Annotated in this window: 17 protein-coding genes; 5 read left to right on the forward strand and 12 right to left on the reverse strand. The window is 74.1% G+C overall.

Annotated elements, in window-relative coordinates:
• Positions 1-25: 25 nt before the first annotated feature.
• From ACSMHG_RS17600 to ACSMHG_RS17610, 3 genes are all read right to left on the reverse strand, one after another.
• Positions 26-1486 (reverse strand): SIR2 family NAD-dependent protein deacylase, encoded by a 1461-nt coding sequence (locus ACSMHG_RS17600; protein ID WP_435747521.1) that lies wholly within the window; start codon positions 1484-1486, stop codon positions 26-28.
• Positions 1487-1557: 71 nt separating this feature from the next.
• Positions 1558-2184 carry a CoA transferase subunit B gene (locus ACSMHG_RS17605; RefSeq protein WP_435747523.1) on the reverse strand — a complete coding sequence of 209 codons (627 nt, stop codon included), beginning with the start codon at positions 2182-2184 and terminating at the stop codon, positions 1558-1560.
• A complete protein-coding gene (locus ACSMHG_RS17610; protein WP_435747525.1) occupies positions 2181-2963 on the reverse strand; it encodes a CoA transferase subunit A in 783 nt (260 codons plus the stop codon). Before ACSMHG_RS17610 ends, ACSMHG_RS17605 begins: the two co-directional genes overlap by 4 nt.
• 212 nt (positions 2964-3175) lie before the next feature.
• On the opposite strand from ACSMHG_RS17610, the gene ACSMHG_RS17615 reads away from it, so the two are divergent.
• Complete coding sequence (locus tag ACSMHG_RS17615) at positions 3176-3577, forward strand: hypothetical protein (protein WP_435747527.1); 402 nt, start codon at positions 3176-3178, stop codon at positions 3575-3577.
• Here the strand turns inward: ACSMHG_RS17615 and ACSMHG_RS17620 are convergent.
• Both ACSMHG_RS17620 and ACSMHG_RS17625 read right to left on the reverse strand, forming a co-directional pair.
• The gene (locus ACSMHG_RS17620; RefSeq protein WP_435747529.1) at positions 3555-4832 is read right to left on the reverse strand and encodes an HNH endonuclease signature motif containing protein; all 1278 of its coding nucleotides are present in this window, start codon (positions 4830-4832) and stop codon (positions 3555-3557) included. The two genes, ACSMHG_RS17615 and ACSMHG_RS17620, sit on opposite strands and share 23 nt — an antisense overlap.
• Positions 4833-5126: 294 nt before the next feature.
• Positions 5127-5324, reverse strand: a complete 198-nt coding sequence (locus tag ACSMHG_RS17625; protein WP_435747531.1) for an Rv2175c family DNA-binding protein — start codon at positions 5322-5324, stop codon at positions 5127-5129.
• A gap of 262 nt (positions 5325-5586) precedes the next feature.
• Between ACSMHG_RS17625 and ACSMHG_RS17630 the strand changes: the two genes are divergently transcribed.
• Complete coding sequence (locus tag ACSMHG_RS17630) at positions 5587-6672, forward strand: FUSC family protein (protein ID WP_435747533.1); 1086 nt, start codon at positions 5587-5589, stop codon at positions 6670-6672.
• Positions 6673-6706: 34 nt separating this feature from the next.
• Here the strand turns inward: ACSMHG_RS17630 and ACSMHG_RS17635 are convergent, their stop codons facing one another.
• The 7 genes from ACSMHG_RS17635 to ACSMHG_RS17665 form a co-directional block, all read right to left on the reverse strand.
• The gene (locus ACSMHG_RS17635; protein WP_435747535.1) at positions 6707-9580 is read right to left on the reverse strand and encodes a crotonase/enoyl-CoA hydratase family protein; all 2874 of its coding nucleotides are present in this window, start codon (positions 9578-9580) and stop codon (positions 6707-6709) included.
• A gap of 96 nt (positions 9581-9676) precedes the next feature.
• On the reverse strand, positions 9677-10165 hold the full coding sequence (locus ACSMHG_RS17640) for a MarR family winged helix-turn-helix transcriptional regulator (RefSeq protein WP_435747537.1): 489 nt from the start codon (positions 10163-10165) through the stop codon (positions 9677-9679).
• 93 nt (positions 10166-10258) lie between these two features.
• Positions 10259-10957: an acetate uptake transporter family protein gene (locus tag ACSMHG_RS17645; RefSeq protein WP_435747539.1), complete on the reverse strand. Its 699-nt coding sequence runs from the start codon at positions 10955-10957 to the stop codon at positions 10259-10261.
• On the reverse strand, positions 10954-11478 hold the full coding sequence (locus ACSMHG_RS17650; RefSeq protein ID WP_435747541.1) for a hypothetical protein: 525 nt from the start codon (positions 11476-11478) through the stop codon (positions 10954-10956). The genes ACSMHG_RS17645 and ACSMHG_RS17650 overlap by 4 nt, the downstream gene beginning before the upstream one ends.
• The gene (locus ACSMHG_RS17655) at positions 11475-13940 is read right to left on the reverse strand and encodes a molybdopterin oxidoreductase family protein (protein ID WP_435747553.1); all 2466 of its coding nucleotides are present in this window, start codon (positions 13938-13940) and stop codon (positions 11475-11477) included. The genes ACSMHG_RS17650 and ACSMHG_RS17655 overlap by 4 nt, the downstream gene beginning before the upstream one ends.
• A 197-nt stretch (positions 13941-14137) precedes the next feature.
• A complete protein-coding gene (locus ACSMHG_RS17660; protein WP_435747543.1) occupies positions 14138-14416 on the reverse strand; it encodes an HU family DNA-binding protein in 279 nt (92 codons plus the stop codon).
• A 172-nt stretch (positions 14417-14588) separates the two neighbouring features.
• On the reverse strand, positions 14589-16127 hold the full coding sequence (locus ACSMHG_RS17665) for a cobyric acid synthase (RefSeq protein ID WP_435747545.1): 1539 nt from the start codon (positions 16125-16127) through the stop codon (positions 14589-14591).
• 300 nt (positions 16128-16427) lie between these two features.
• On the opposite strand from ACSMHG_RS17665, the gene ACSMHG_RS17670 reads away from it, so the two are divergent.
• From ACSMHG_RS17670 to ACSMHG_RS17680, 3 genes are read left to right on the forward strand one after another with little or no spacing between them, the layout of a single operon-like run.
• On the forward strand, positions 16428-17432 hold the full coding sequence (locus ACSMHG_RS17670) for an ABC transporter substrate-binding protein (protein WP_435747547.1): 1005 nt from the start codon (positions 16428-16430) through the stop codon (positions 17430-17432).
• Between the two features lie 4 nt (positions 17433-17436).
• Positions 17437-18504: a FecCD family ABC transporter permease gene (locus ACSMHG_RS17675; RefSeq protein WP_435747549.1), complete on the forward strand. Its 1068-nt coding sequence runs from the start codon at positions 17437-17439 to the stop codon at positions 18502-18504.
• Positions 18501-19280 carry an ABC transporter ATP-binding protein gene (locus ACSMHG_RS17680; RefSeq protein ID WP_435747551.1) on the forward strand — a complete coding sequence of 260 codons (780 nt, stop codon included), beginning with the start codon at positions 18501-18503 and terminating at the stop codon, positions 19278-19280. Before ACSMHG_RS17675 ends, ACSMHG_RS17680 begins: the two co-directional genes overlap by 4 nt.
• Positions 19281-19360 lie beyond the last annotated feature (80 nt).

The following is a 19360-nucleotide window of genomic DNA, read 5'->3' on the forward strand; positions in this document are numbered from 1 at the left end:
TCCTGCCCGTGGCCGCCCCGCTCGGTCAGCGGCTCGGTCCGCGAGCGGGCGACGTGTGGTCGGCCGTGGCACCGAGCCGGTCGAGCGCCCGACCGAGCGGCCGCCACTCCGGGCCCCGGTCCTCCACCCGGGCGCGCAGGCGGCGGCCCAGCTCGGCGAGCTCGCGCCCCTCCTCGTCGAGCAGGCCGGCGAAGCGGGGGTCGAGCAGCCAGCAGGCGTCGTCCGCGGCCTCCGCGGCGACCGCGTCGAGGAGGACCTCGAGCATCCGTGCCCGCTCCTCCACCCGCGCGCCGGGGACGCTCAGCCACCGCAGCTGACCGGCCCAGAGCTCGCCGCGGGCCTCGTCACCGTCGACGTCGAGCACCGTGCCGATCTCGCCGTCCATGCCGTGGTCCTCACGGTGCGCCTGGACCTCCTGGAGCAGCCGCACGACGTTGTCGTCGGTCATCGAGGCACCGACGACCAGGAGGTGTCGGGTCAGCGCGAGCGTCTGCAGCATCGAACCCGCCGGGCGCACCCGGGCGTCGAACCGCACGACGTCGCGGCGGGTGAGGACGATGCCGTCCGGGTGCTCGACGTCGCCGTGGAGCTTCAGCACCCACGCCGACGGACCGGCCGGCGTGGGCGAGGTGGCCGCGTCGTCCCACGGGAGCACGGCCAGCTCGCCGCCGGCGGCACGGACGGCCGCCTCGTAGAGCCCGTCGTAGTTGGTCGTGACCGCCTCGCGGCAGCCCAGCGACGCGAGCAGGGCGTGGGCGAGCGACCCGCGGTGGTGCTCGCCGCAGATCGCGGCGACCTGCTCGCCCAGGTCCGGCACCCGGCGCTCGAGCAGCTGCGCCTGGTCCAGGAGGGTCAGCCCCGGTGCCCGCGCCACGTCGACGTGGCCGGTCCGCTCCGCCAGCGTCGCGAGCATGTCGCCCCACGACGGCAGTCCGGCGGGCACGCTCACCCCGGCGCCGAGGAGGAGCGCCAGCCGGCCGCGGCGGGCCAGGTCGCCCAGGCGCCGTGCCTCCTCCGCCAGTCGTGGGTCCAGTCCCGGCGGGCCGAGTCGCGCGCGGACGTGCTGAGCGGCCGCGTGCACCGACGCGTCAGGCACCACGAGCGCCACGTCGAGGTCCACGCGGGCGACCGCCTCGGCCAACCCGGCGAGGAGGGCCTGCACGACCTCGCCGCGGTCCCGGTCGTGGCCCCCGCCCTCCAGCCCCAGGACGGGTACGGCGAGGACCGGCTTGACCCGGTTGCTCGCCGGCGGGAGGCCGGCGGCCGCCACCTCGTCGACCGCGGCGACCACCCGGCGTACCAGCTCCTCGGCGGGGAGTCCGTCACCGTTGCCGACGCTGACGAACCACACCGGCGGCCCGCCGTCGACGACGGGCCGCCAGTGGTCGGCGACCTCGCCCTGGTCGTCGGTGGGCACGACGGCGGCGTCGTGGACGACCGTCTCGATCCGGCCGCGCACGACGAAGAGGTGGCTCGCGCTGGACATCGCCGCCGCAGTGCCCAGCGGGGGCGCCCGCCAGTCCCGCCCGCCCGGGTGAGCAGCCCCCACGTGAGCCGTCAGTGCAGGGTCGGCTCGGTGCTGGCGCGCACCTCGTCCTCGGTGACGCCGGGGGCGAGCTCGACGAGCACGAGCCCCCGCTCGGTCACGTCGATGACGGCGAGGTCGGTGATGATCCGCTGGACCACCCCGCGGCCGGTGTAGGGCAGGGTGCACTCCTCGAGGATCTTCGGCGACCCGTCACGGGCGACGTGCTCCATCAGCACCACGACCTTCTTGGCCCCGTGGACCAGGTCCATCGCGCCGCCCATGCCCTTGACCATCTTCCCCGGGATCATCCAGTTCGCGATGTCACCGCGGGCGCTGACCTGCATCGCGCCGAGGATCGCGGCGTCGATCTTGCCGCCGCGGATCATCCCGAACGACGTCGCCGAGTCGAAGAACGACGCCCCGCGCCGGATCGTGACGGTCTCCTTCCCGGCGTTGACCAGGTCGGGGTCCTCCTCGCCCTCGAACGGATAGGCACCCACCCCGAGGATCCCGTTCTCCGACTGCAGCACCAGCTCCACGTCGTCCGGGACGTGGCTGGGCACCAGCGTCGGCAGCCCGATGCCGAGGTTGACGTACATCCCGTCCGACAGCTCCGAGGCCGCCCGAGCCGCCATCTCGTCGCGCGACCAGCTCATCGGGCCTCCTCCCTCGGGCGGACCGTCCGCTTCTCGATCCGCTTCTCCGCCGCCTGCTCGGGCGTCAGCGCCACCACTCGCTGCACGAACACCCCGGGGGTGTGCACGTGGTTCGGGTCGATCTCGCCGGGCTCGACCAGCTCCTCGACCTCCGCGATCGTCACCCGGCCGCACATCGCGGCCAGCGGGTTGAAGTTCCGCGCGGAGTCCTTGTAGACGAGGTTGCCGTGCCGGTCGCCACGCCACGCGCGCACCAGCGCGAAGTCGGCGACGATCGCGTGCTCGAGCACGAACTCCTTCGGCCCCTCGGCGGTCTCGAAGACCTGGGTCTGCTTCGGGGGCGAGGACTTCACGACGTCGCCCGACGCGTCGTAGCGCCACGGCAGGCCACCCTCGGCGACCTGGGTCCCCACCCCCGTCGCGGTGTAGAACGCCGCGATGCCGGACCCGCCCGCGCGCATCCGCTCCGCCAGGGTGCCCTGCGGGGTCAGCTCCACCTCGAGCTCGCCGGCCAGGTACTGCCGGGCGAACTCCCGGTTCTCCCCCACGTACGACGCCACCATCCGCCGCAGCCGGCCGGCCGCGAGCAGCCGCCCCAGCCCCCAGTCGTCGACGCCCGCGTTGTTCGAGACCGCCTCCAGGTCGTCCACCCCGGAGTCCAGCAGCGCCTCGATCAGCACCGCCGGGATGCCGCAGAGCCCGAACCCTCCGACCGCCACCGTCGCCCCCGACGCGATGTCGGCCACCGCCTCGGCGGCCGAGGCCCTCACCTTGTCCATCCCGCGATCCAACCACCCGCGCCGCGCATGGTCGACACCTTGGTGAGGTCGTGTCGGGCGGCGGCGTCCCGTCGCGGATCGGGGACCGAGACGCTGTCCGCGTGGGCGTGTCCCGTGAGCAACGTGGGCATCAAGACCACGACATCCGCGCCGCCATCGCTGCTGTCCTGTGCACCCTCGCCGCACTCCAGGGATGCAGCAGCAGCGAACCCGTGCAGTCCGAGCCAGCGGCGGTCGACAGCAGTCGCTCGCCGCAGCCGGCTTCGTCGGCGGCGGCGGGTCTCGTCGGTTCCCACGCCGCGACTCCCGTGCGAGCCGTCACCGAGCCGCTCGAGTGCCCGGCTGAGGAGCGGACGCCCTTCTGGTACGACCGGTCGGCGCCCGCCCCCGACGCCACGGTCGCCGACGCCCTCGACGACGCCCTCGGCGAGGCAGCGGCCTCGGCGCGAGTCGTCGAGCTGTCGCCGACGGAAGTGCTCGCGCCTGCCTCGCCCGAGGGACGAGTGACCGAGGTCCTGGTCGTCACCCGGTGGCCCAACGGCGGCTGGGCGGTCGAGGGTGGCGCTCGCTGCCGCCAACCACTGGAGGCCGCTAGACCCGCCGGTGGAAGGTGACCTGTCCGTCGGGATGTCGTGTCGTCTCGTAGGTGGGGTCGTGGATGCGGGCGTGGTGGTGCGGGCAGAGGTTGCGGCCGTCGGCGAGATCGGTCCTCCCGTCGCGGGACCACGGCATCGCGTCGTGGTGGGCGTGGCACAGGTAGGCCGGCCAGTCACAGCCGACGGCGGTGCAGGTCGGTTGGGTGATGTTCAGGGCGCGGCGCTGGGCGCCGGAGAAGAACCGGGCGGTGCGACCGAGGTCCAGCAGCTCACTGCTGCGGCCGAGGACCGCGGGGATCAAGCCCGCCTCGCACGCCATGCGGCGCGCCATCGAAGCCGAGATCGGCTCACCGTTGTCCAACGTCGCCCTCGCCAGGCCGTCGGCCAGCCCGCGGTAGTCGATGAGGACGACGACCGAGGCGTTGAGCCCGCCGAGCGTGGGCAGGTCCTCGGCCGGGAGCCGCTCGAGGAGCTCGCAGAACGCATCACCCATCCGCTCCGGTGACGGCCGCCGCTCGACGACCTGCTGCTGCTCGCCCGCATCGGTGCTGGCCTTGGTGGCGGCCTGGTGCTTGGGCGCGGCGAACGCCAGGAGCATCTTGCTCAGCATCGCGGCGTGCAGGCTCGGGATCTGGAACTTCCCGCGCACCGAACCCTGCCCGTCGGGGCACATGGTCAGCCACGCCTTGGCCCGGGCCTCGCGCTCCTCGCGTTCCAGGGCACGGGCGTCGTGCGCTTCCCCGATCTCGGGGGCGATGACGGTGAGCAGGTGCTTGCCGATGATGGCGAGCGCCCTGGGGTCGTGGTCGGCCGCCTCAGCGACCAGGTGTCGCTCCGCCCTGGCCAGCACCTCGGGGTCGAGGTCGTCGGGGAGCCGGTCGAGCGCCCGGGTGACCACGCGCGCCTGCTCCGCGTTCATCCGCCCGGCGGCCAGCGCCTCCCGGACGGAGTGGAACCGCCCCAAGGCATCCGCCAACCGCACTCGCCCGGCGGCGGCACGCCGGTCTTGCTGGGTCTGGTGAGCCCACCAGCTCGCCGTCGACGTGGCGCCGCTCTGCTGCTCAACACCGACCTCTTCGGCGTGCGCGGCCACCCGCAGCTCCAGCTCCGCGACCTGCGCCGCCAAGCGCGTCAGCTCCACCAGCGTCGCGCCGGTCTCCCCGGGCCCCAGGCCGAACAACGGCACCTCGGCCAGCCCGTCCAGCTCCGCGCGCAGCCGCGCGACCGCACGAGAGACCGGGTGATCTCCGCCGGGTCGCAGGTCCTTGGCCATGACCCCACTCAAGCACCCGCCACCGACAGTCCCGGATCACTGTTTCCGCAGGTCAGGACCGCTCCACGAGTTGTCCACAGGGCGCGTCCCGACCGTGATCTGCACAGGCGAACGTGCTCGACCACCGGGCGTGGTCTCGACAAGCTCGACCACCGAAAGGGGGCGTGGTCTCGACAGGCTCGACCACCGAAAGGCGCCGTGGTCTCGACAAGCTCGACCACCGAAAACAGCCAAGCTCGACCACCGGAAACAGCCCTGCTCGACCACCGGAGGCAGCGCGCCGGACCGCTCGGGTCAGGGGCGACCGCACGGCCGGGCGGAGCCGGCCAGCTCGAGGACCCGGCCGAGATGGGTCGGGAGCAGGTCCACCGGCGCGGCCTGCCCAGGGAGCGCCGGGTTGGAAGAACGGAGCCAGGCATCGATGGCGTCCCGGTCGTAGCCCTGGTCGGCCAGGACCTCGACGACGGCCTGCACGTCCTCGCGCGTCTGCATGGCGACACCCTCCCCTGTGGGGGGTGTGACCGTGCTCACCCCCGCGGGTGACGCGGTCCGAGAGCCGGCGGGCTCCCGGACCGCGCGGGCGCCGAGGTGCCCCCACGCCGGCGCGTCGTCCAGGGAAGGAGTGAGGTTCACCCTGGCTGGCGGCATCGCCGACACGGGGAGCGTAGTGGCCGCCGACCCGGTGCGCGCGTCCTTTGCACGCCGCTTGAGCTGACCTTGAGCAGCCGGTCAGCGGCTCGGGTACCGAGCACCCATGACCGGCTCCATCCCGCGCTCCCTGCCCGACCTCTGGCGACAGGTGCGCGATGCCGCCTGGCAGCACCCGCGGTGGTTGCTGGCCGTCAAGACCGCCATCGCCACCGGACTGGCCTACGTCCTGGCCCAACCCCTCGGGGGCTCGCTCGGGAACTACAGCTACTACGCGCCGATGGGGGCAGCCGTCGCCATGTCCACCACCGTCATCGACTCGCTGCGGATGTCGGTGCAGGCGATCGGCGCGATCGCCCTCGGAGCGGTCATCGCGTTGGGTATCGAGTCCTTCGGTGTGCCGCAGGCCGTGGGGATCGGGCTGACCATCGCCGTCGCGACGCTGCTCGCCGGCTCCCGGTTCCTCGGCGACTCCGGCAGCTGGGTCCTGGTGGCGGCCCTCTTCGTCCTCGTCCTCGGCGGCCAGCACCCGATGGACTACGTCGCGGCGTACGTCGGGCTCACCGCGGCCGGCGCGGCGCTGTCCATCGGCATCAACCTGTTGGTCCCCCAGCTGCCCCTCGCCCCGGTCGCCACGGCGCAGACCCGCCTGCGCGAGTCCCTGGCCGACGAGCTCGACGCCCTCGCCGAGGGGCTGACCGGCGACCGCGTGGTCGACGAGGAGGACCTGCACGGGTTGCGGAGCCGGGTGCAGCCCCACGTCGACGAGCTGCGGCAGCTGGTCGACGTGGCGCACCGGGCACGGCGCGCGAACTGGCGCGCCGGTCGGTGGTCGGAGACGGCCGACCGGCGCTACTCCCAGACCCGTGCCCTGGAGCGGCTGGCCGGCTCCGTGGACGAGGTCACCGCCCTCGTGGCCGACCAGCGGTCGTCGGTGCACGCCGACGACGAGCGGGGCGCGGAGCTGCGCGAGGCGATGGCGCGCGCACTCCGTGCGGTGGGCGGCATGCTCCGCAGCGCGGACGGGGACGGGCGCGAGGAGGATGCCGAGCCGGCTCCGACGAAGGTCGCCCAGGAGGCCGTCGACGACCTGCACGGCGTGGTCGGGCGGCTCACCACCGACTCCCAGCAGCTGCTCACCGCCTCCGCCGTGTGGGTGAACCTGCAACGGGCGGTGGAGGCCTGGTCCTGAGCCGACGACCGGGTGGGCCCGGACCGGACACCCGTCAGCGGCCGCGCCAGACCGGCTCCCGGTGCTCGGCGAACGCCGCCACCCCCTCCGCGGCGTCCTCGGACAGGATCGCGGCCGCCGCCAGGTCGCTCTGCCGGTCGAAGGCCTCCTCCGGCGACCAGGACGGCGACTCGAGGACGATCCGCCTGCTGGCCGCCACCGACAGCGGCGCGTTGGCCACGATCTCCCCGGCCAGCGCGAGGGCGGCGTCGAGCACGTCACCGGGCTCGGCCAGCCGGTTGACCAGACCCAGCTCGGCCATCCTCGTGGCGGGCATCGGGTTGCCGGTGAGCGCCAGCTCCATGGCGACGTTGCGCGGCAGCCGCTCGGTCAGCCGCAGCACGCCGCCCGCGGCCGCCACCAGGCCGCGCTTCGGCTCCGGGATGCCGAACTGCGAGGTCGTGGAGGCGACGACCAGGTCGGCGACGAGCGCGAGCTCGCAGCCGCCGGCGAGGGCGTGCCCCTCCACGGCGGCGATCACCGGCTTGCTCACCGGCAGTGCGGCGATGCCGAGCGGTCCTCGCTTCTCGGTCACCGCGAACGAGCCGGCGGCGGCCGCCTTGAGGTCCATCCCGGACGAGAACGTGCCACCGGTGCCCGTGAGCACGGCCACCCGCAGCTCCTCGTCGGCCTCGAACGCGTCGACGACCCGCTCGAGGAGCTCGGCGGTGGCCAGGTCGATGGCGTTGCGGCGCTCCGGACGGTTCAGGGTGACCACCAGGACCGGGCCCCGCCGCTCCACCAGCACTGGGGGCTGGGGCGGCTCGGGCAGCGGCACCCGTTCCTCACCGACGAACCGCAACGAGCGGCTGTCGGCGACCTCCACCGGCAGGTGCAGCGGGTCGCCGTCCACCACGCGTCGCACCACCTCCGGCTGGTCGGTGCGGACCAGGACCCGGTTCCCCTCGGGGGTCAGCACGCTCATCACCGCATGGTCGGGCGCGCCGGCGCGGTCGTACGGCGCGGTGGCGGCCTCGACCACGCCGGGGCCGGCGTAGGTCTCCAGGGACCGGCGGGCGCTCCCGGGCAGCAGCACGGGCGAGAGCGACCGGTACGCCGCGCGGGGCGGGCGCGCGGAGTAGAGGCCGAGGGCGTGCTTGGTGACGAACCAGCCCAGCGACGTGGAGAGCCCGTAGGCGTCGGGGTCCTCCCGGAGCCGCTCGACCAGCGTGGCGACGGCGTGGGTGCCGTAGTTGTTGCCGGGCCCACCGGCGAAGGTCAGGCCTCCGGTGACGGTGAGCGGGCGGCGCTCGTCGTCGACGGGGAACCCCAGCTCGCCCGCGGCGATCTGGACCGCGGCCGGGAAGCAGGAGTAGAGGTCGACGTGGGCGACGTCGTCGGGGCCGATGCCCGCGTGGGTGAAGGCCGCCTCGCCGATGGCCCGGATCGCCGGGGAGGCGGCCAGGTCCCGGCGCTCGGAGACGAACCACTCGTCGTACGCCGCGGCCCCGGCGTGCAGGAAGACCCACCGGTCCTGCGGCACCCCGAGCGCCTCGGCCGCCGCGACGCTGGTGACCACCAGGCCGGCGGCGAGGTCGACGGTGAGGTTGGCGCAGAGCAGCTTGGGGTAGGGCTCGCTGATCATCCGGTTGCCGGCCGACGGAGTCGCCAGCTCCTCGGCGGTGAACTCCCGCGGCAGCCACGCGTGCTCGTTGCCGGCCGCGACGCGGGAGAGCCGGGACCACAGCCCGGTGATGGTGCGCCGGTGCTCCTCGGGCGTCTCGCCGGACCGGCCGCGGACGGCCGACTCCAGCAGCGCGTAGGTGTAGACGGGCAGGCTGAGCCCGGCTGCCGCCTCCGGCCCGTTGGTGGCCTCGCGGTCGCTGCCGACCACCCGGGTCGGCGCCACGTCGGCCGGCTGGACCGGCCAGTCGAGGTCGACCCCCTGCTTCTGCGCGGCCGCGAGGGTCGCCCCGGCCTCCGCCCCGCAGACCAGCACGACGTCGGCCGTGCCGCCGGCGACCGCCTGCCCGGCGAGGTTGACCAGGACCTGCCCGGCGTCACCGCCGTACGGCGCCGACATCACGGTCTCCCGCGGCGCGGCGCCCACGGCGTCGGCCACGAGCGCCGCCGCGTCGCGGTAGGTCCACGACGCGCTGGCCACGGCATGGACGGCGTCCGCCGACCGCAGCAGCTCCTCGCCGACCCCGCTGTCCTCCGCCGCTCGGCGCAGCGCCTGGACCGCGAGGGCGACCGGGTCCTTCGGTGCAGCAAGGTCCGGCTCGCGCTGCGCCACCTGGCCGACCCCGACGATGACCGGCGTGCGCGGGTCGAGCCGGGCCCCGGTGCGCTCGTGGACCACCGTCCGGCGCGGGTACCGCGCTCCGGGTCGGCCGGCACCGGCCCCAGAACCGCCCTCGTCGGCGGCGAGGCGGGCGACGAGCCCGGCGAACCTCTGGACCGAGTCGGCGAGGGCCTCCTCGACGCTGGCCGCGACGGTCGCGCCGAGCGGCCCCTCGACCGGGTCGCCGCCGATGCCGGCCGCCACGACCACCTGACCGGCAGCGGCCTCCTCCGTGACCGAGACCTCCAGCGCCAGGACCAGGTCCATCGGCCCCGTGCCCCGCAGCCGCACCCGCCCGTCCTCGGCGGTGACGACCGTCCAGGCGATGTCGGCGGGGATGCCCATGAGCGTCACCTGCTCCCCGAAGGTGTCACCGGCGGTCGCGACCTCCGGCGGCGCTCCGCGGAACGCGACGTGGAGACTGAGCCACTCGGCGTACCGCGGGACCTCGGTGACCAGCGCGCGCGCGACCGCGGTCGATCCCGAGAGCTCCGCGCTGGCGCGCGCCGTCCGGGGGTACGCCGCCGGGTCGCTGTCAGCAGCGGCAGGGGCGGCGGGCGGGTGCTGTCGATCGTCCTCGGTCACGGGCGTCCCCTCGTCGCGTCACAAAAAGTCAGGGCTGACTGTTTGTGACGTGACGGTAGCCCACCTCCGCGCGTGACGGGCGGTTCCGTCCGCTCCTCAGAGGAGCCAGGGGATGATCCGGCCGTCGGGCAGCCCGATCGTCTCGTCGGCCGGGGCGCTCGCAACCGCCGCGGAGAAGGCCTCGAGGGAAGCGGCGAGCTGCTCCTGGTCGGCGGGCGCCATCCGGGCGATCACCCCCTCGAGGATGGCCCGGCGGGCGGCCATCAGCCCCTCGACGAACCGGGCGCCCTCGTCGGTGAGCCGCAGCACCACGTTGCGGCGGTCGCGTTCGTGCGCCTCCCGGACCACCCGGCCGGAGGAGACCAGCTGGTCGCACGTCCGGCTGGCGTTGGAGGGGTTGACGCTGAGGTGCTGCGCGACCGTGGAGAGGTTCATCGGGCCTCGCGACTTCAGCAGCACGAGCACCCGCAGCTGTGGCACGGTGATCTCCGAGGCCACCTCGCCGAACGTCCGCGCGACCACCGCCGTCATCGTGCGCGACACCGCCATCATGGCGTCGGTGGCGCGGTCCTGCTCCGATCCCACAGCACTCTCCCCCGACCCGCTGCCCGGGCCTCTCCTCGAGCCGCCCCCGTCCGTCTCCCGGGCTGCCTCACTCATCCTCCCACCCGCGCACCTTCACAGCTGTCGGCGCACGCCAGGCTCTCGGGCGACGTCGGCGACCTGGTCGTCGAGCGCGCCTTCCACGGCGCGCCTGCTCCCACCTTGGCGGCCCAGCGGAAGCACCGTCCGCGACTCCGTGCCCTCCACCTCGAGAGCGAGCGCGGCGTAGACGCTGAGCACGCCGAGGGCCACGCCGACCCACCCGGCGGCCGTCGCCCAGTCCCGGCCGCCGTCGAGCTCGGCGATCCCCGTGACGGCGAACCGGGCCGCGCTGGTGACGATCACCGCGGCCGGGACCAGCTTGCTGTGCGTCCCGACCGCCGGCACGAGCAGGCAGGCTCCCGAGCAGAGCAGGATGACGCCGAGGCCGGCGCTGGCCGCACCGGGCGGCGAGGCCAGGGTGGCCAGACAGGCCGCAGCCCAGGTCCCCGAGAGGATGCCCATGCCGGTCGCAGCCACCGGGTCGCGCGCCAGGAAGCCCATCACGCACGCGACCAGCTGCAGGGGCACGGTCAGCAGGAGCACGCCGAGCGCGACCGTGTGGCCCTCGGTCGCCGGGATCCACCGCAGCTGCACGGAGGCGAACGCCGTGGTGGCGACGGCCAGGGCGAGGAACCCCAGCGGGAGAGGACTGGCGATCGGGCGGAGGACGACGCGGGCAGCGCGGCGCGGGTCGGCATGGGCCTCCACGCCTGCCCCCGCCGGCCCGCTCAACCGGTCACCATGACCTGGGCCGAGGTCTCCTTGACCTTTGCGTTCGCCCAACGCATCTGGCGCAGGGTCTCGGGGTGGCAGTCCTTCGTGACGCCCAACAGCTCGGTGTCCTCCATCGCCTGCGCCGTCTGGGCCAGCACCTCCCAGTCCAGCGACACCCCGGCCGCCATCCGGTGGATGTGGCGGAGGTCGGCGAGGAGCAGCAGCGTCGGCTCGTGGAAGCGGCCGGTCAGCTCCGAGCCCTTCTGCTTCATCCGGGCCAGGAGGCTGGCCTCGTCCTCCGGCTCGGGATCCAGCTCGATCCCGTAGTCCTTCCCGGCCTCGGCGAGGCGGCGCACGTGCTCCTGCGACCACCGGGCGATGTCGCGAGCGACGTAGAACACCTCGTGGTCGACCTTCTGCTGGTCGGAGAGGTTGAGCAGGGCCGCGGCGAGGTCGTTCTCGGAGCGGTGGAGCTCCTTGATCGCCATGCCGACCTTGTTGCCGTTCAGCGAGCGGAGCGTCTGGCCGATCCTGGTCATAGCAGGTCTCCTGTCGTCTCGAGCTGCTCGTCCGCGAGCGCTGCCGGCCCGCCGGTCGTGGGCGGCGCGGCGGACAGGTCGACCGGCCGGGAGGCGGTCGTCGTCGGCGCCGGGGACGGCGTGCCTCCGGAGACCTCGACGCGCATCGCTGCTGCCGCGGCGGTCTTGAAGATCGGCTGCTTCGACGCGGGGTCCCAGTCGGTGAGGGTCAGCTCGTTGGCGGCCCGGCCGTGCCCCTCGGGGTGGTCGCCCCGGTCGGTGTCCCAGTAGCCGTAGTGGAAGGGCAGGAAGAGCACGCCGTCGCGGATCCCGGTGATCCGCACCCGCGCGGTGACCTCGCCCCGGGGGGTGGTCACCCGCAGCACGTCGCCCTCGACCCAGCCCTCCCGGGCAGCGTCGCCCGCGGACGCCTCGACCCAGACCTCGGGCGCGGCGCCCTCCAGCTGCGGGGCGCGCTTCGTCTTCGTCCGCGTGTGGAAGTGGTAGACGGTCCGGCCGGTGATCAGCTGATAGGGGAACTCCTCGGACGGCAGCTCGTGGGGAGGGAGGTACTCGGCTGCCTTGATCACCGCCTTGCCCTGCGGGTTCAGGGCCTTGTACTCGGTGGGCGACACGGGAGCGCCCGTGACCAGGTCGCGGCCATAGCTCTCGCAGTACTCCGGATCCGCCCAGAACTCCCCGTCGACGTAGATCCGCTCGGCGCCGTCGGGGTGCTCGTCGTTGCACGGCCACTGGATGCCGCTCCCGCCGCGGAGCTTGTCGTAGCTCAGCCCGGTGTAGTCGCAGGGTCGGCCGCGGGTGCACTCCTTCCACCCCTCGAAGGCCTCCTCGGGCGTCGACCACTTCACCAGCGGCGCGCCGTCCTTGTCCCGTAGGTCGAGCCGCCGGGCGTAGTCGACCAGGATGTCGAAGTCCGAGCGGGCCTCCCCCGGCGGCTCGACGGCCTTCTCGGAGAGGTGCACCGTGCGGTCCACGTTGGTGAAGGTGCCGGTCTTCTCGCCCCACGTGGCGGCCGGGAGGACCACGTCGGCCAGCTGGGCGGTCTCGGAGAGGAAGATGTCCTGGACGACGAGGAAGAGCCGGTCCTGGGCGAGGATCCTCCGGATCCGCTGCAGCTCCGGCAGGGACACCGCCGGATTGGTCGCGGTGACGTAGAGCATCCGGATGGAGCCGTCCTCGATGTAGCGGAACATCTGCATCGCGTGGGTGGGCGGCGCGTAGTGCGGGATGCTCATCGGGTCGATGTTCCAGACCTTCGCCAGGTCCTTGATGTGGGCGTCGTTCGACCAGTTCCGGAATGCGGGGAGGTCACCGTCCGCGCCCGCCTCGCGGGTGTTCTGCGCGGTCGGCTGCCCGTTCATCTGCAGGATGCCGCAGCCCGGCTTGCCGAGCATGCCCCGGAGGATGTGGATGTTGTTGACCTGCACGGCGGCCGCCGTCGCCTGGTGGGACTGGTAGAAGCCCTGCAGGACCGTGGACATCAACCGCTCGGAGCCGCCGATGACCTGGGCGGCCTCGCGCAGGTCGGCGGCGGGGACGCCGCACACCTCGGCCGCCCGCTCGACGGAGTAGCCGGCGAGCATCTTCTTCAGCTCCTGAAAGCCGACCGCGTGGGCGTCGAGGTAGTCGTGGTCGACCCAGTCGTGCTCGACGAGCTCGTGGAGCAGCGCGTTCATCAGCATCACGTTCGTACCGGGCCGCGGCGCCAGGTGCACCGTGGCCGCCTCGGCGACCGGCGTGGGCCGGGGGTCGACGCAGATGACCTGGGGCGGGTTCGGCCCAGCGAGCCGGTCGAGCACCCGGCTCCAGAGGACCGTCTGGGTCTCGGCCATGTTGTGGCCGTAGAGGCAGATGACGTCGGCGTGGTCGATGTCGGTGTACGACCCCGGCTGGCCGTCGCAGGCGAAGGACTCTTTCAGCGCCGCGGCCGCGGTGGCGGTGCACAGCCGGGTGTTGCCGTCGACGTGCTTGGTCCCGATCCCGCCGTGCGCGATGAGCCCGAGCGTGTAGTACTCCTCGAGGAAGAGCTGGCCGGTCGTGTAGAAGGCGACCGAACTCGGCCCCCTCTCGGCGAGGAGGTCCTTGGTCCGGTTCGCCACGGCGTCCATGGCGGTGTCCCAGTCGGTCTCGACGAGCTTGCCGCCGCGGCGGACGAGCGGCTTGGTCAGCCGCTCCGGCGCGCCGTTCGCCTGCCAGCCGTAGAGGTCCTTGGGCCCCAGCCGGCCGTGGTTGACCCGGTCCTCGATCCGCCCGCGCACGCCGACGATGGCGTTGTCCTTGACGGCGATGTCGAGGCCGTCGCCGTTGGAGTGCAGGATCGTCGCCGACTGCACCCACCGGTCCACGTCGTCCTCGGAGAGCCCGTCGGCGAGGTAGGAGTCGACCCGCGTGGGCCATTCCTCCCCGGGTCCGTACGGCGTGCGCGTGCCCCACGGCTCTGCGATCCGGTCCACCTGTGCCATGCGTGCCACCTCTCGATCCTCCCGACGGCCGCCGGCCGGAGGCCGCGCGACACCGGACCACCGAGGGGTACCACGGCCGGGTGGCGCTCATTCATGCGGACGCGCAACCAAGTCCGGCAGGGTGGTCAGGGCGCCCGGGACGCGACAGGGGCCGAGCACCGCATCGCGGTGCCCGGCCCCTGTCGACCGTCGGCGGGTCAGCTGCCGGCGACGGCCTGCTTGAACGCCGAGGCGGCCTTGAAGGCCGGCGCGGTGGTGGCAGCGATCTCGATGCTCTCGCCGGTCTGCGGGTTGCGGCCCGAGCGGGCCGAGCGCTCGCGCGCCTCGAAGGTGCCGAAGCCGTGCAGGCTGACCTTCTCGCCGTCGGCGACGGCCTTGACGATGGCCTGGAGGGTCGCGTCGACCGCGGCCTCGGCCTCCTTGCTGCTCAGCCCGCTGGCACCCGCGACCGCGTCGCGCAGCTCTGCCTTGTTCATGTCATGCCTCTCTCGTTGATGGTCGCAACTGATCGATGGGGAAGATTGCGTCGTCCGGATGCTCTCATCGTCAGGCGCCAGTTGGCACACGCACCCGCCGCGAGTCGCGCCGCGGCGCCTGGGGAACTGCCTGCCGTACCGCCCCGGGGACCGTACGAGGGCCACCTCCGGGTCAGCCTCCGGCGAGGCCGCCCCGGACCACCGGGAGCCCCTCGGCGGCGCCCCCGAGGGCCCGGTCCAGGAGTGCCTCGACGTCGAGGTGCTCCTCCACGGCGTCGGCCAACCGGTCGATCCGGTCCTCCCGTGCGGCGGCGAAGCTGAGGACGCCGGGCGCCCAGCCGGACAGCCCGGCGTCCTCGGCCGCCTCGGCCAGCCAGGCGCGGCGGAAGGCGTCGCCCTCGAGCGCCCCGTGCCACAGCGTCCCTGCGACGGACCCGGCCCGGGCGCCGTCCAGGAAGGGCTCGCCCCCGTGCACGTCGACCCGGCCGTGGTGGATCTCGTAGCCCTGGGCCTCGACCCCGAGCGCCCGACCGGTCCGGAGCCGCAGCACCTTGTCGGCCTCGAAGGTGGTGCTGACGTCGAGCAGGCCGAGACCCGCCGCTCGGCGACCGGGCGCCCCTTCGGCGCCGTCGGGATCGGACACGGTCGCCCCCAGCATCTGGAAGCCGCCGCAGATGCCGAGCACCGGGCGGCCCTGCTGCGCGTGGCGGACGACCGCCTCGTCGATGCCCCGCGCCCGCACCCAGGCCAGGTCGTCGAGGGTGGCGCGGGTGCCCGGGATGACGACCACGTCGGCGCCGGCCAGCCCCCGGGCGCTGCGGGCGAAGACCACCTCGACGCCTGGCTCCAGCTGGAGGGCGTCGACGTCGGTGAAGTTGCTGATCCGCGGCAGCGCCACCACCGCCACCCGCAGGACCGGCCCCGAGCCCGTCCGGGTGTGCGGGGCCGCCCGGTCCTCGAGCGCCAGCGCGTCCTCGGAGTCCAGCCACAGGTCCGGCAGGTAGGGCACCACGCCGTGGACCGGGCGGCCGGTGAGCGTCGTCAGCTGCTCCAGCGCCGGCGCGAGCAGCGAGACGTCGCCCCGGAACCGGTTGACCACGAAACCGCTGACCAGTGCCTGGTCGGCCTCGTCGAGGAGCGCCACCGTGCCGAACATCGAGGCGAAGACCCCGCCCCGGTCGATGTCGCCGACCAGGACGGTCGGGATCGAGCCGTGCCGGGCCAGCCCCATGTTCACGTAGTCGCTGCGGCGCAGGTTGATCTCGGCCGGGCTGCCGGCGCCCTCGCACACCACCACGTCGAACCGGCCGACGAGGTCGTCGTACGCCGCGAAGGCGGCCTCCGCCAGCGCCGCCCGGCCGGCGACGAAGTCAGTGGCCCCGATCGTGCCCGCGGGTCGACCACGGACCACCACATGGCTGCGCCGGTCGCTGCCCGGCTTCAGCAGCACCGGGTTCATGGCGGACTCCGGCACCGAGCGGGCCGCCACCGCCTGCACCCACTGGGCCCGGCCGATCTCGGCACCGTCCGGGGTCACCATCGAGTTGTTCGACATGTTCTGCGCCTTGAACGGCGCCACCGACAGCCCCCGTCGCGCGAAGGCGCGGCAGAGCCCCGTCGTGATCACGCTCTTCCCGGCGTCGGAGCTGGTGCCCGCCACCAGCAGGCTGCCGCCCCGGCGTGCGGGGTACGTGTCGGTGCTCTGGCCCATGACCGCGCAGTATGGCGGGCGTCCCGGTGTCCGCCGGAGCGGGTCCGTGCGGGTGATCCGGCGTCGACGGACTACCGTGGTGCCCGCCTCCGCGCCGTGGAGGTGTCGTGGGATCCCAGTGAAGTCCGGTCTGAACCCGGCGCTGTGCCGCAACTGTGACGCCGACCGCGAGGTCGGACGAGCCAGGTCATCTGCCCCACGGCCACGTGCTGGTCCTCGGACGAAGGACAGTCCGTGCGGCATGGGCTCCGCCCTTGCGGCCCGACGATCCTCGTCCTCCGCAAGAGATCGGAGGATGCTGTGCCCCAGCCTCATCCCGCCCCCGCCCGCCGCCTGCTGCGCTCGCTCGCCGCGGCGGCGACCCTGGCCCTTCCGCTGACCCTCGCCGCGTGCGGCGAGGAGGGCAGCGCCGTCCCCGAGTCGACCTCGGAGGTCGCCGGCGGCTCGTCGGAGGAGGCCGGCGCCGAGCAGTTCCCCGTCGACGTCACCACCGGCGCCGCCGACAGCGGCCAGACCGTGACGATCCCCGAGCAGCCGACGTCGATCGTCTCCCTCAGCCCCACCGCCACCGAGACCCTCTGGGCGGTCGGCGCGGGCGACCAGGTCGTGGCGGTCGACGACCAGTCGGACTACCCCGAGGGCGTCCCGACCACGAAGCTGTCCGGCTTCACCCCCAACGTCGAGGCGATCCTGGGCTACGAGCCGGACCTCGTCGTGACCTCCAGCGACGACGAGGAGCTCGTCTCCGGCCTCGAGAAGGCGGCCGTGCCCACGCTCGTGCTGCCCTCCGCCACCGACCTCGAGGACGCCTACGGGCAGATCGAGCGCGTCGGCCAGGCCACCGGCCACGCCGAGGAGGCCGCCGCGCTGGTCGAGGAGATGCGCGCCGAGATCGAGGCCACCCTCGCCGAGGCCCCGGAGACCGAGGGCGTCTCGTACTTCCACGAGCTGGACCCGACGCTCTACACCGTCACCGGAGAGACCTTCATCGGCGAGGTCTACGGCCTCTTCGGCATGGAGAGCATCGCCGACGCCGCCGGCGGTGGCGACGACTACCCGCAGCTCTCCGCGGAGTACGTCGTCGAGGCCGACCCCGACGTCGTCTTCCTCGCCGACGGCGAGTGCTGCGACGTCACCCCCGAGCAGGTCGCGCAGCGGCCGGGCTGGTCGGGCATCACCGCGGTCGAGAACGACCAGGTGCACGTGCTGGACGAGGACGTCGCCAGCCGGTGGGGTCCGCGGATCGTCGACTTCGTGGAGACCATCGGCGAGCACGTCTCCGATCTCGAGCCGGCCGCGGGCTGAACCGGTGACCGCCCCGACCGTGGCCGCCGGGGCGCCCGCCATGGGCGCCCTCGGCCGGCTCCCCGCGCCCGGCCGGTGGCTGGTCGCGGTCGGGGCGCTCCTCGGCGCGCTGCTCATCGGCGTCCTCGTCGGACCGGCCGGGCTCACGGTCCGCCAGGTGCTGCTGGAGCTGGTCGACGCGCTGCCGGGCGTCGCCGTGGACGCCGGCACCTCGGCGCAGCAGCAGGCGATCCTGTGGCAGATCCGGCTGCCGCGAGTGGTGCTGGGGGCGCTCGTCGGCGCGACGCTGGCGATGGCGGGAGCGACGTACCAGGGCGTCTTCCGCAACCCGCTGGCCGACCCCTACCTGCTGGGCGTCTCCAGCGGCGCCGGGCTCGGCGCCACCCTCGCCCTCGCCCAGGGCGGGTCGATCGGCCCGTTCGGCGTGCCGGTGCTCGCCTTCGCGGGCGGCCTGGTCGCCGTGACCGCGACCTACCTCCTCGGCAGCACGGTCGGCGGCGGCCGGGCCACGACCGTCATCCTGCTGGCCGGGGTCGCGGTGGCGGCGTTCTTCGCCGCCGTCCAGAACTTCGTCCAGCAGTGGTACGACGACTCGCTGCGCGCCGTCTACGCCTGGATGCTGGGCCGGCTCAGCACCGACGGGTGGAGCGACGTGGTCGTCGTGCTGCCGTACGTCGCGGTGTGCTGGGTCCTCGTGCTGCTGCACCGGCGCACGCTCGACGTCCTCGCCGTCGGGGACGTCGAGGCGTCCAGCCTGGGCATCGACGTGGGCCGGGTGCGGCTGCTCCTCGTCGTCACGGCCACCCTGGGCACCGCCGCCGTGGTGTCGGTCAGCGGCCTGATCGGCTTCGTCGGCATCGTGGTGCCCCACGCCGTCCGGCTCCTCTTCGGTGTCTCCTACCGGGTGCTGCTGCCGATGGCGATGCTGCTCGGGGCGGCGTTCCTGGTGGTCGCCGACGTCGCGGCGCGCTCGGTCCTCTCCCCCGCCGAGCTCCCCATCGGCGTGGTCACCGCGATCGTCGGCGCGCCGTTCTTCCTCCTCGTCCTGCGCCGCGGGCGGGTGCGCGGGTGAGCGCGCTGGAGTGCCGCGGGCTGAGCGTGGAGCGCGGCGGCACCCGGGTCGTGCACGACCTCGACCTCGAGGTCCAGGACGGCGGCTGGCTCGCCGTCGTCGGCCCCAACGGCGCCGGCAAGAGCTCCCTGCTCCTCGCCGCGGCCGGGCTGGTCCCCGCCTCGGGGCACCTGCGCGTCGCCGGCAGCGACCCCGGCCGGCTCTCCCGCCGCGCGGCCTCCCGGCTGGTGGCGCTGATGCCGCAGCAGCCGGTCGTGCCGCCGGGCATGTCGGTGGGCGAGCTGGTCGCGCTCGGCCGCACCCCGCACCTGGGCACCTTCGCCACCGAGACCGCCCGCGACCTCGCCGCCGTGGAGGACGCCCTCGTCCGGCTCGACCTGGGTGGCTTCCGCGACCGGCCGGTCGAGACCCTCTCCGGCGGCGAGCTGCAGCGGGTGATGCTGGCGCGCGCCCTGTGCCAGGAGCCGCGGGTCCTGCTCCTCGACGAGCCCACCAGCGCCCTCGACCTCGGTCACCAGCAGGCCGTGCTCGACCTCGTGGACTCGCTGCGCACCGAGCGCGGGATCACGGTGGTCGCCGCCATGCACGACCTCACCCTGGCGGCGCAGTACGCCGAGCGGGTGCTGCTGCTCGACGGCGGGCGCAAGGTCGCCGACGGGCCGCCCGCCGACGTCTTCGACGGCGACCGGCTCAACCGGGTCTACGCCGCACGGGTCGACGTGCTCGACCGGCCGTCGGGGCCCGCCGTGGTCCCGGTGCGCCGCCGGCCGCGATGACCGGCGCGCTCGCGGTGCTCGTCGCCGGGGCGCTCGACGCCGTCCGCGGCGAGCCCGCGGCCCGGCGCCACCCCGTCGTC

It is taken from the genome of Nocardioides ureilyticus, from assembly GCF_051280745.1.
GTDB lineage: Bacteria > Actinomycetota > Actinomycetes > Propionibacteriales > Nocardioidaceae > Nocardioides.